Source organism: Desulfosporosinus orientis DSM 765, assembly GCF_000235605.1.
Taxonomy (GTDB): Bacteria; Bacillota; Desulfitobacteriia; order Desulfitobacteriales; family Desulfitobacteriaceae; genus Desulfosporosinus; species Desulfosporosinus orientis.
Map to the genome: position 1 here is coordinate 4,210,715 of NC_016584.1, position 12,588 is coordinate 4,223,302.

General features: G+C 42.8%; 8 protein-coding genes, 1 tRNA gene and 1 pseudogene. 3 read left to right on the top strand and 7 right to left on the bottom strand.

Features of this window, described 5'->3' with window-relative positions:
* Window positions 1–52 precede the first annotated feature (52 nt).
* The 5 genes from nifJ to DESOR_RS19650 all read right to left on the bottom strand — a co-directional run bounded on the left by nifJ (window position 53) and on the right by DESOR_RS19650 (window position 8,782).
* Window positions 53–3,580, bottom strand: coding sequence for a pyruvate:ferredoxin (flavodoxin) oxidoreductase (gene nifJ, locus DESOR_RS19630; RefSeq protein ID WP_014186335.1), 3,528 nt, complete (start codon window positions 3,578–3,580; stop codon window positions 53–55).
* A 165-nt stretch (window positions 3,581–3,745) separates the two neighbouring features.
* Window positions 3,746–3,819, bottom strand: a tRNA-Gly gene (locus tag DESOR_RS19635).
* Between the two features lie 243 nt (window positions 3,820–4,062).
* Window positions 4,063–7,131, bottom strand: a complete 3,069-nt coding sequence (locus DESOR_RS19640) for an efflux RND transporter permease subunit (protein ID WP_014186336.1) — start codon at window positions 7,129–7,131, stop codon at window positions 4,063–4,065.
* The gene (locus DESOR_RS19645) at window positions 7,131–8,210 is read right to left on the bottom strand and encodes an efflux RND transporter periplasmic adaptor subunit (RefSeq protein WP_014186337.1); all 1,080 of its coding nucleotides are present in this window, start codon (window positions 8,208–8,210) and stop codon (window positions 7,131–7,133) included. Before DESOR_RS19645 ends, DESOR_RS19640 begins: the two co-directional genes overlap by 1 nt.
* 17 nt (window positions 8,211–8,227) lie before the next feature.
* Window positions 8,228–8,782: a TetR/AcrR family transcriptional regulator gene (locus tag DESOR_RS19650; RefSeq protein WP_081468537.1), complete on the bottom strand. Its 555-nt coding sequence runs from the start codon at window positions 8,780–8,782 to the stop codon at window positions 8,228–8,230.
* A gap of 399 nt (window positions 8,783–9,181) precedes the next feature.
* On the opposite strand from DESOR_RS19650, the gene DESOR_RS19655 reads away from it, so the two are divergent.
* Window positions 9,182–9,391: a hypothetical protein gene (locus DESOR_RS19655; protein ID WP_014186340.1), complete on the top strand. Its 210-nt coding sequence runs from the start codon at window positions 9,182–9,184 to the stop codon at window positions 9,389–9,391.
* A gap of 31 nt (window positions 9,392–9,422) precedes the next feature.
* Here the strand turns inward: DESOR_RS19655 and DESOR_RS19660 are convergent, their stop codons facing one another.
* Window positions 9,423–10,043 (bottom strand): HD domain-containing protein, encoded by a 621-nt coding sequence (locus DESOR_RS19660; protein WP_014186341.1) that lies wholly within the window; start codon window positions 10,041–10,043, stop codon window positions 9,423–9,425.
* A gap of 133 nt (window positions 10,044–10,176) precedes the next feature.
* On the opposite strand from DESOR_RS19660, the pseudogene DESOR_RS28315 reads away from it, so the two are divergent.
* Together DESOR_RS28315 and DESOR_RS19670 are read left to right on the top strand one after the other, a co-directional pair.
* Window positions 10,177–11,052 (top strand): annotated as a pseudogene (locus DESOR_RS28315) (iron-containing alcohol dehydrogenase); the annotation flags it as partial.
* Window positions 11,053–11,229: 177 nt separating this feature from the next.
* Window positions 11,230–12,078 carry a patatin-like phospholipase family protein gene (locus DESOR_RS19670; RefSeq protein WP_014186342.1) on the top strand — a complete coding sequence of 283 codons (849 nt, stop codon included), beginning with the start codon at window positions 11,230–11,232 and terminating at the stop codon, window positions 12,076–12,078.
* 101 nt (window positions 12,079–12,179) lie between these two features.
* On the opposite strand, the gene DESOR_RS19675 is transcribed toward DESOR_RS19670, so the two are convergent.
* On the bottom strand, window positions 12,180–12,536 hold the full coding sequence (locus DESOR_RS19675) for a gamma-glutamylcyclotransferase family protein (protein ID WP_014186343.1): 357 nt from the start codon (window positions 12,534–12,536) through the stop codon (window positions 12,180–12,182).
* Window positions 12,537–12,588 lie beyond the last annotated feature (52 nt).

The following is a 12,588-nucleotide window of genomic DNA, read 5'->3' on the forward strand; positions in this document are numbered from 1 at the left end:
GAAATCACTCCTGACTTATAGGGTCAGGAGTGATTTCTTGCATCTTAACCGCTTAATACTGCATCTCAGCATACCGTTTTAAGGTCTGATATTTTTCTCGAGCGTGTTCTTCCGCCACATCGAACATTTCTTGGGCAACATCCGGGAAGACCGTCATCAATGAGGCATAGCGGATTTCTCCTTTGATAAAATCTTGGAAAGACGCCGTAGGTTCTTTGGAATCCAGGATAAAGGGATTCTTTCCCTGATCTTTTAAACGAGGATCAAAGCGCCATAGATGCCAATAACCTGCTTCAACGGCTTTTTTCTGTTCAAAGATACTGGTGCCCATTCCTGATTTAATTCCATGGTTCACACAAGAAGCATAAGCAATGATGATGGAAGGTCCAGGATAGCTTTCAGCTTCGGCAATGGCTTTAATGGTTTGATTCATATTCGCTCCCATGGCAATTTGTGCGACATAGACATAGCCATAGGTTGTGGCGATAAGACCTAAATCCTTTTTTCGTACCTTCTTCCCTGCCGCGGCAAATTTAGCAATAGCTGCTGTTTGAGTAGCCTTTGAAGATTGCCCGCCTGTATTGGAATAGACCTCCGTATCCATTACAAAGATATTGACATCATCTCCGCTGGCGATGACATGGTCGACTCCATTATAACCGATATCATAGGCAAAGCCATCGCCGCCAAAAATCCAGACCGAAGGCTTAATGAGATAATCTTTCTTCTCTTTGATTTCGCAGAGAATCGGATTACCGGAAACATCCTCATTCTTCATGGCCTCAAGAACATGAGCTGCTGCTCTCTTGGACCCTTCTCCGTTATTCATAGCATCTAGCCACTCACGAAAAGCTTCTTTTATTTGTTCACTGAGGTTGCTTTCCAAGCCCTGTTTCATCAGCTCAGCTATCTTGGCTCGGATTTGTTTTGAGCCTAAATACATCCCATAGCCAAACTCAGCATTATCTTCAAAGAGAGGATTCATCCAAGCAGGCCCCTTGCCTTCGGCATTGACGGTATAAGGAACGGAAGGCGCACTGCCTCCCCAAATCGATGAACAGCCTGTAGCATTAGCAATCACCATTCGATCCCCAAACAACTGGGTTATCAGCCTGGTATAAGGCGTCTCTCCGCATCCGGGGCAAGCTCCATGGAACTCCAGCAGCGGCCGGGCAAATTGACTGCCTTTTAAGGTTTTTACATCCATGAGATGCCGTTTCTCAGCGACATTCTTAACAGCATATTCCCAGTTTTCCGATTCCATTTCAATCTCATGATCTGCGGGCTGCATGACAATAGCTTTACCCGGTGCAGGGCAAACATCCGCACAATTACCGCAGCCCGTACAATCCAGAGGGGCTACCTGAATTCGATAGTGGTATCCGTCAAGCCCTTTACCAATAGGTTTTTTGGTTTTGAAGGTATCCGGCGCTTTTTCCAGTTCACTGTCATCCAACAGGAATGGGCGAATGGTGGCGTGAGGGCAGACATAAGCACACTGGTTGCATTGAATGCATTTATCGATCTGCCATTCCGGGATATAGACTGCTATGCCGCGTTTTTCATACTGAGTCGTACTCAAAGGGAAGGTCCCATCCTCAGCTCCTACAAAGGCACTGGTAGGCAGATCTTCTCCTTCATGACGAGCCATTGGCCGTTGAATGTTCTTAATAAAGTCTGGTTCATCTTTAATGGGCATATTCTCATCCGAAGCCTCCGCCCAAGCTGCAGGAACCGCTACTTTATGTAAAGCATCAATACCCCGGTCAACCGCCTTATAGTTCATTTCGACAATATTGCTGCCTTTCTTGCCGTAGACTTTCTGTATAGAGTCTTTCAGATATTGAATAGCTTCCTCAACGGGTATTACTTTAGCCAATTTAAAGAAAGCTGCCTGCATAACCATATTGATACGTCCGCCCAAACCAATATCCCGAGCAATGGAAATGGCGTCAATAGTATAAAAGTTAATATCATTTTTAGCGATATAGCGCTTCATTGAACCTGGCAAATGATCATCTAACTCATCTGCCTGCCAGGGACAATTCAAAACAAAGGTTCCGCCCTTTTTCAATCCCTTGAGGATATCGTAGTGATACAGAAATGACCTGTTATGACAAGCAATATAATCCGCATCGAAAACCAGATAGGAGGATTTAATGGGCTGTTTGCCAAAACGCAGGTGAGATATGGTGGTTCCTCCGGATTTTTTACTGTCATACTCAAAGTAACCTTGCACATTCAGGTCTGTATTGTCGCCAATAATTTTAATGGCACTTTTATTGGCCCCTACTGTTCCATCCGAACCTAGTCCCCAGAACTTACAGCGAATGGTTCCTTCAGGAGAAGTGTCAATTACTTCTTCGATAGGCAAGGAGGTATGGCTTACATCATCAACAATCCCGATGGTAAACCGGTCCTTGGGCTGATCTTTTTTCAGATTCTGATAAGCAGCAAGAATCTGAGAAGGAGTGGTATCCCTGGATCCTAAACCATAACGGCCTCCTACGATCACCGGCTTGGAAGTCTCATGGTTAAAAATCTGTAAAACATCCAGATATAAGGGCTCACCTGTCGAACCCGGCTCTTTAGTCCGGTCAAGAACGGCTATTTTCTTAACAGACTTAGGCAGGACATCAAAAAAGTATTTTTTAGAAAAGGGACGATAAAGATGTACCTTAATTAGTCCCACTTTTTCTCCTCTTTGGGCCAAATAATCAATCGTTTCTTCAATGGTATTGCAGACAGAGCCCATTGCAACGAGGATATTCTCGGCTTCAGGGTCACCGTAATATTGGAAGGGGTGGTACTCACGTCCGGTTAATTTCTTAATTTCTTTAAAATAGTCTTCAACAATATCCGGTACAGCTTCGAAGAAAGGATTTGAAACTTCACGTCCCTGGAAATAGATATCAGGGTTTTGGGCTGTACCCCTTAGGACTGGATGATTAGGATTTAAAGCCCGGTCGCGAAATTCCTGAACTTTCTCAAAATCAACCAGTTTAGCGATTTCATCATAACTCGTCGTCTCGATTTTTTGTATTTCGTGAGAAGTTCTGAACCCATCGAAAAAGTGCAAGACTGGAACCCGGGATTTTATCGCCGCGAGATGAGATACAAAGCCTAAGTCCATGGCTTCCTGAACGTTATTAGAACAAAGCATAGAAAAACCTGTTTGACGAGCAGCATTAATATCTTGATGATCGCCGAAAATGGATAAGGCATGGGTTGCCAGAGCTCGGGCACTGACATGGAATACCGCAGGAACTAAATTTCCTGCCATTTTATACATTTCAGGAATCATAAGAAGTAACCCTTGAGAAGCCGTGTAAGTTGTAGTCAGAGCTCCGGCCTGCAGGGAACCATGAGTTGCTGCCGCTGCCCCTGACTCAGATTGCATCTCTGCAACTCTAACCGGTTGGTCGAATAAATTCTTTTTGCCATGAGCAGCCCATTCGTCAACACCTTCCGCCATGGGAGAGGAAGGCGTAATCGGGAAAATGGTGGCGACTTCAGTCAAAGCATAAGACGCTTCCGCAGCCGCTTGGTTTCCATCCATAGTTTTCATTTTCTTAGCCACGCAAAGAACCTCCTCAAAAAAGTACTTTTGATTTCAAGCTTAAATTAGTATTTGTCACAGGAAAACTCTCATACATAGTTTTAGTAAAAAACTTAAATTGTTTGCCGGCTAAGTATCTGAGAACAACAAAAAACCACACTGAAAAGTGCGGTAGAATTACTTAAATGGAGCGGGTGATGAGAATCGAACTCACGTAGCTAGCTTGGAAGGCTAGTGCTCTACCATTGAGCTACACCCGCAATTAGTATTAATCTTGAAGCTTCATTGGAACCTCTTATCTAATTATAACATGCAAATGATCTTTAAGAAAGTTTTAGAAAACTTGGCTGGTGCCCGACGACGAAGACACTGTCTTCGCACGAAGTGGCCATCTTGCAGGACTGCGAGAAGGGTCCTTCAGAAAGTATGCAACGAAAAGTTATACTTTCTGATTAGTAAAATAAAACCATTTGTATGCTTATCTGCCAGAAGCAATGAACCCATTAAACTGTTAACCCTTCCCTTTCTTTGACTGCAGCTTTATGATCAGAAAACCACAAACTGTAGACCACTGGTATGATTACTAAGGTCAGCAAGGTTGACACTGTCAGTCCACACATGATGGCTACGGACAATGGTTCAAACAGGTCGCTGCCTGAAAGTGCCAAGGGAACCAAGCCAATGACCGTTGTCATGGCACTTAGAAAAATAGGCCGGTAGCGTTTACTGACAGCATCAAAACAGGCGTCATGAACAGATAATCCTTCTTTACGGGCGTGGTTGATAAATTCGATTAACAGAATGGCATTCTTAATCACAACTCCCATGAGGCTGACAACCCCTACTAAAGCCGTAAAGGATAGGGGCTGGCCAAAAGCAAACAGACCAATAATCACACCAAATAAGGAGAGGGGAATGGTGATAAAAATAATAAAGGGCTGCAAAAAAGAGCGGAACTGAAGCATAAGGATCAGGTAGATGGCAAAGAGGGCAAATATTGCCGCTGTCCCCAGATCCCCGAAGTTATCTTTAATATCTTTGGCTTCTCCTTTATAAGTGAGAGTAACTCCTTTCAACTCATCAGGGTTTTCAGCGATTACTTGTTTTAATTGTTCTTCAATGGAAACCGCACTGTAACCCGGTTTTACTTGAGAAGAGACAGTGATAGCCTGTTCCCGGTCGTATTTGCGGATCGTGGGAATGGCTGCTTGAAGATCAATCGTCGCTAATTGTTTGAGAAGAGCTTCTTGAAAAGAGAGAGAGGATTTAATCACTAGATTTTCCAGGGCTTCTTTGGTGTTAACATCGCTGGTTACAACCACTGGATATTCATTCCCAGCTTTACGAAAGACGGTTGATTCAGCTCCCTTTAGAGCAATATTCATCTGACGTTCAAGATCATATTTTGTAATGCCCATCTGAGATGCTTTGTCATTATCCACATTCACTGTAAATTGGTATTCAGCGCTGTCCAGGTCATCTTCTACATTTAAAGTACCTGGGATAGCCTCCAGCTGATCATGAATATAATTGACTGCCTTCGTCAAAGCCTGACGATCATCACTGGCAATTTGTATACCAATAGGGTTGCCGGGGAAAGCCTTTTCCAGCAGCTCAACTCTCGCTCTGCCCCCGATTAAGCTAGTGTTCAAGAGATTTTGCATATACACTGCCATCTCCTGATTGGACTTAAACCGTCCTCCTTTGGCTAAATCTACCTTCAATAGGATTTGAGCATAATCTTGGGACTGAGAAGATTGACCGACAGTTAAATAAAACTTGGGAAGTCCTTCACCTATAGAAGTGGTATAGGTAAGAACTTCTTTTTGGCCTGCGATCATCTTTTCTACCTGCTGGGCCACTCGATCCGTATTATCGAGATCTGCAGATGTTTCGGCATGAATATCAATATAAAACATATTGACATCAGCTTTGGGAAAAAACATGACCGGCAGCTTAAAGGCTAAAAGTACGATCAGAACTAAGGAAGATAGTGCTAAAAAGAGAGTTGTTTTCTTGTACTTCATGCCTATTGCCAAGAAGCCCTGATAAAAGCTTTTTACAGGGGATCGCTTTTGAATTTTTTCCGCCTTGAGCTTAGCAAAGAAAATATAGGCCAGGGTCGGGGTAACAAAGATTGCGACAATAAAGGAGGCGGCAATAGACAGAATCACAACTTCAGGTAAGGTATGCAGGAATTCTCCCGCCGGACCGGGGACAAAAAGCATAGGAGCAAAAGCCGCAGCAGTGGTCAAGGTAGCCGTAAATACCGGCAGGACTGCTCGTTTTGTGCCCAGTATACAGGCCTCCATTTTCTCCATTCCCTGGTCAATTAGAACTTGAATGGAATCAATAATGACAATAGCATCATCCACCAGCATACCCAAAGCAATAATCAGCGCCGCAATAGAGATTTCATGGACGCGGATCTTAAGCAGATACATGGCGCAGAAAGCAATGAGGATGGACAAGGGAACGGCTGTTGAAGCCACTATAGCATTCTTCAAACCCATCCCCAGGAAAACCACCACCAAGACCAAAGCGATTCCTTCAAGGAGGTTCTCAAAGAAATTAGTAACACTCTGGTTAACCGATGTGGGCTGATAGGTAACTTCATCCACCTTCAAACCAGAAGGCAGCTGTTCTTTGAGCTGCTGTAACTTGGCCTGGACATCCTTGCCGATTAAAACAATATTATTGTTATCTGAAAAATAGGCGCTTAACAAAATAGCATTATGCCCGTTTTCCCGAATTCGGGTTGTAGAATCTGATAATTTCCAGGATACATGGGCTATGTCTTTTAAATGGACAATTGCTCCTGTGGTTTTGGAAACTGATACTACACAATTTTCGATATCTTGAAGTGAATCAAAACTGCCGGGGACGCTGACATTAATCTTAGTATTCTCGTTATTCAAAGAACCCACGGGTATATCGACATTTTGAAGTTTTAAGACATTAACAATGTCTTCTAAAGATAAGTCATATTGATTAAGCAATGCCGTATTGACTTCCACCCTGGCCTCTTTGTTCTGTACTCCAGTCACTTCAAAGCGGGATATCCCCTTGACATTACTAAGTTCGTTTTTAAACTGATCTGCAAAGTCGGAAAGCTGCTCATAAGAATATTGATCGCCTGAAAGACTGAGAATCATGCCAGGAGTATCTGCCAAATCCGTATTGATATCAATTTTTTGGCATTCTGAAGGCAAGCTGCTTTGCAGATCGTCCATATAACGGCGCAGATCGGCCCAAGATTTATCGACATCGGCGTCATTTTCCAGTTCTAAGACAACGATGGAGATACTGTTGCGTGAATAGGAGGAAGAGGTTTTGTAGCCTGGGACTTCAATAATTTTATCTTCGATGGGCTTTGTGACGAGTTTTTCTACATCCTCAGGTTCCGCTCCTGGGTAAATTGTCTTGATAATTGCATAAGGTGCGTGTACGTTCGGGCTTTCCTGTTTAGGTATAATATAGTAGCTGTAAAGCCCCAGCAACAAGGCAATAAATGTGAAGAAAAGGGTAAACCGCCGGTTATTTATGACTTGATAAATAAAACCTTTTTCCATTATTGGCCTCCTGCTTGAGAGACAGTTACTTTCATACCTTCGCTTAATTCTTTCATTCCGGAAGTGACGAGATTATCTCCAGGCTTTAACCCATCAACCCGAACATTAAACCCTTGACTTTCATTTAGGGTAATATTCTTTTTTACCGCCCGGTCGTCTTGAACAACAAAAACATAATCTTCCCCATCATTCATAACCGCCGAAATAGGTATCCAAATCCCGTTCACTGATCCTGCCGCCAGAGAAACGTCTGCTGTAGCACCAATCAGATATGCTTCAGGCGGAATTTCTTTCGTCAATTTTATCTCCGTGTTATATGTTCGAGTCTCGCTGTCCGGTACCTGGTCAATTCGGGTTACCTCTCCTTCACCCTGATAACTCCCCACCTGGACCTCAGCCTGTGTACCCAGAGCGGTTTTTGCGGCATCTGTTTGATTAAGGCCTACCTCAATGACTTGCTCCTGGCTGCGGACCACAATAACAGGATATCCGGCGGCAAGATTCTCCCCTTCTTTATAAAGAATATCAGTCACATATCCGGACATATCGGCATAGAGTTCCGTATCGGACAAACTATTCTGCTTAGCTTCTACATCAACTTGAGCCTTTTGGTAATTGGATTCTTTAACATCCATATCGAGTTTTGCCTTATCTAAATCATTCTGGGACATGGCACCGCCTTTTGCCAACTCCTGATATTTAGCGTATTGATCCTTGGCATCCGCGTAGACTTGCTCAGCCTGGGAAAGGTTAAGCTGAGAATTCTTCAAGGCTAAGGCCATGTCTGTTTTATCTAATACTGCCAGCAATTCTCTCCCTTGGACAGCCTCCCCTTTTTCAACGTTGATACCAGCCAGTTTTCCCGGAACTTTGAAGCTGTATTTTTTCAGTTCCCCCGAACCAATCACTCCCAAATACTTCATGCTAACTGATTTCGACTGCTGAGATATTGGGACAACCGTTACCGGCCGGGTAACCTCCGCTGGGTTAACATCCGTCGCCTGTGAGCTACAACCGGTTAAAATCGAAGCCAGTAATACAAAACTTATCAAGGCTGCAGACATGGTTTTACGCTTCATTCTTCCTAATACCCTCCTCAACGATTTAGGATGCCATAGAATAAGAGTTTCTTCATCTGTTCCAAAAGCTGATTGATAGTTATGTCATTGCTGCTCAGAAATTCGTCTTCCATGGGAGAAAGAACAGTTTTGGTTAAGGTCAGCAACATGATAGCCGGGTCCAGATCATTACGGATATCCCCTCTAGCTATGCCCTCTTCCAATACACTCATGGCCATTTGTTCCCGAAAACAGCGAATTTCTTTAATCCGCTCTTGTTCTGAAGGAAAGAAACGCTGAAGTTCATTAAGAACACGAAAGGGAATGGCAGGATAAGAATAAACCGAAAGTATAGCATTGAGCTTATCAAACCAGGTAGAACAGCGCTCAATCTCTTGCAGTACCCGTTGTTTCTCCACATCTGCTGCTCTTTGCACGATTTCCGAGATCAGATCGTTCTTCGAAGGGAAATATTTGTAAAGGGTCTTTTTGCTCATGCTCAGTTCGCTGGTAATATCATCTAAGGTAAAACCTCTTAAGCCGAACTTTTTTATCAACTCTGTTGAAACCTGAATAATACGCTCACGCATCATGAACCCTCCTTCAATTTTCTTATCATCCTGGGAATGTGAATGCCGGTAACTCTAAGGAAACTACAACAGTATCTTTAGTTTACCCCTCTTTGTTCCTGATAGCAAGGAGGATTATCATTTATTTCACAAATAGAGGGTGTCCAAACTTTTGGAACAAGCATACCCTAAGTATATAAAGGTTTGAGCAGGAGATGGTTAAATGGCAGCACTAAATAACCCAACAACCACACTAAACTTGTTAAATCTCGAGATTCTGGGATTATTCCTTGGAATATCCGATTTATTAATCTTAATTTTGACTTCTTATCAATCAAAAGAGACCTATTAGCTGCTAATATAAACAAACATTCCAGTAGAACCATCGATCTTGATTCCGCAGTTTTAATAGGACGCCTTATCTTGGTTACAGCCGGGTTCATCGCTGCTTATACGATTACACTGCGTCTCAAGGAATTAGCTCGGCGAACCACAAAAAATGCACACTTCACTGAATCCCTCAGTCCTAATGTTTGGATTACCCTCGGTGCCTGGACTGCTTTTGGGGGAGGAATCTTAGTACTTGCGGGAGATTATCAGCGGGTACAACAGCCTAGAGTACCTGTAGAATAAAGTATCAACCATTGTGGGATTAACTGCAGACTTATACACACTGGTATCTGTTGCACTTTTCCAGAAAAGTCATGATACTTTTTTCGACCTCCAGCTTCTTATCCCTAGTCATATTTCCCCTGCCTAAGCGATCACATAATCCAAGCAGAGCTATCTCCTCAATAGAGACTTCAGCACTCATTTTTTTGATATCAGCAAAGGGCAATTCCTTAATAACAAAGAGGATTTGCATATGCCAGCGGACTAGTTTCGCTACCTGCTGAATAAACGGTTGATCATTGCATAATTCTTTTAAAAAATCCACTGCCAGTTTTTCACCTAATATATCGTGATCATAGGATGTTATTCTCCCTTTTCTTATTTTCGTTGCAGGTGCCTTGCCTAAATCATGGAGCAAAGCCGACCACATAAAAGCTCTGGGATTTTTACTTAAATGTTTCCATTCCCCGGCATTATCGAGAACCAACATAGTATGATTCCAAACACTGCCTTCAGGGTGATGCTTTGGAGATTGAGGTACTTTCTCTAAAGCCCCCAACATAGTGAAAGGGTATTGTTCCTGAAAAAATCCTGTTTTCCTTAATTGGTTGAAAAAGTCTGCTGGCTTTTCATCCCTTAATAAATGAGCTTCCAGTTCCGCAAATGTAATCATCTTACATACTCCATTTATCAGTTTATTGCTAACTTACCCACACCCCCAAAATTAATGCATTGTTTCCTGCCTGGCTATGAGCTTGTAAAGGGTAGTATAATTCTACTATAATCAAGAGGCAATAATAGACTTAGGAGGAAGCAGCCTCGACTGTGCGAAGCTGATTACCGCAGGTTTCTATACGAATTCAGACCCATGGGATCTCATGATTGGCAAGGCTCAATTTGAAAAAGCCCTGCCCTTAGGTACCATATTGACTCTTGCCGCGACAGACTCTGAGACGATCCCATAGCCGTGATCAGCAATCCGGCAACGAATCAGAAAATCGGCAAAGGACACCCTGCAATGCTTCCGAAATTCTCCATTCTGGACCCTACCTATACCTTCTCCGTCCCTAAAAGTCAAACTGCAGCAGGTACAGCCGACATTATGAGTCACGCTTTTGAAGCCTATTTTAGTCACGTTCGCAGTGCTTACTTGCAGAGCCGAATGGCGGAAGCTATTTTGCAAACCTGCATCAAATACGGCCCCATTGCCATGGACGAACCAGAAAACTATGAAGCCCGAGCCAACTTAATGTGGGCCTCCAGCCTGGCCAATAACGGGCTTCTTAGTTATGGAAAAACTCGAAAATGGAGCTGCCACCCTATTGAACATGAATTAAGTGCCTATTATGACATTACTCATGGCGTAGGACTGGCCATAATCACTCCTCACTGGATGGAATTGATTTTTGGAAGACAGTACAGTGGACGTTTTCCGGGACTTTGGCATTAATGTCTGGGGGTTGAATCTAAACCAGGATGCCTATACCATTGCCCGGCAAGCCATCTCTAAGACAAAGGATTTCTTCCGAAAGCTAGAGCTTCCCACAACCCTTCGTTCCGTTAATATTGGCGAGGAAAAACTTGAACTCATGGCCAAAGCCGCAACAAAAAACGGACCTTTAGGCGATTTCCGGCCCATAAATACTGAAGACGTTCTGCAAATTTTGAAGTCAGCATTATAATCTTAATCCCCTTAATGCTGTTAACACGCCAAATAATCCAACGTTCTTCATATCTATAAACAAGTTGTTCTAACAATCAATAGTTGTATGCTAAAAGTTTCCATGCTATAGTTAAAGTAAAATTCTAAATTATTACTGGTTGTCCCCTAGTTTTGGGGGGATTAGCGGGGTGTTCATATGAATAAAGTAGGACTAGTGCTTGAAGGCGGAGGTATGCGCGGGCTGTATACCTGTGGTGTCTTAGAGTATTTTATGGAAAACAATTTGTATTTTGATTATGTAATTGGTGTTTCAGCAGGAGCTTGCAATGCGGCTTCATATATATCCCGGCAGAATGGGAGAAACGAAAAGGTAATACTTGGCTTCGTCCGGGATTGGCGCTACATGAGCTTGAGAAGTTTATTATTAAAGAAATCCTATTTTGGTATGGATTTTATTTTTGATGAAATTCCAAACAAACATGTTCCCTTTGACTATAAAACCTTTTATGAATCACCGGGTACTTTTTTAGTTGGAGCAACTGATTGCCAATCAGGCCAACCCATTTATTTGAATAAGGCTGATATGGGAGATCACTTTCAAGCTTTAAGGGCATCGTCATCCCTGCCAATGCTCTCCCCCATCATAAACTATAAAGGTTATGAACTATTAGATGGTGGGATTTCGGATTCTATTCCCATAAAAAAATCCATTGCCGATGGCAATACTAAAAATATCATCGTCTTAACCAGAAACAAAAGTTATCGAAAGCGTCCTGGTAAATTCAAGACTATCCTTAAATTAAAATATAAAAATTATCCGCACTTAATTGACACCATGCTAAACCGTTATAAGCAGTATAATGAAACGTTAGATTATATTGAACAGCTTGAAAAAGAAGGCCAGGTATTTGTTATCAGGCCTCTAAAAGAATTAGACGTTGATCGGCTGGAAAAAAAACCCCAAAGACTGTACAACCTGCTTAACGATGGTTACAAGGATACAAAACAATCCTATGAACGAATGCTGGATTTTATCAATCACTAACTCAATAATGCTATAAGCCTTAGTTGCGCGAAGCCTTCTGTGTAAAAACCAGGCCTGTTGAAGGAATAACTTCTTCACACAGGCCTGGTTTTAGTAATTAATTATCCTTTCCAAGGCTGCGCTTCGTAACTTATTTTTCCCCCCCTTATTTTCCGGTTCCAAATATAGACCCAGGCAGGGATCACCTGCCCCTCCAAAAGTACATCAACGGTCTTCCGGACATATAAGCTGCCCGCATCTTCAAGAAGATCTACTCTCGTTAATGTCTCTTTGTCAACTTCATAGACTTCGCCTTTAACCTTTTCACCTATTTCCGGAACAATCCCCGGGTAAGAACTTACGGCATACATAGCAAAGTCCCTGACTTCAGCCTTGCCCAGAAATGTGGACTGGGAAAGGTATTGACGATGATATTTTCGCCCTTTCATCAGCGTCCCATAAACAAAGACCTTATCCATGCGCTTCCCTCCACTAATCGACTCTTGACAATCCCTCAAATAATTAAAATCC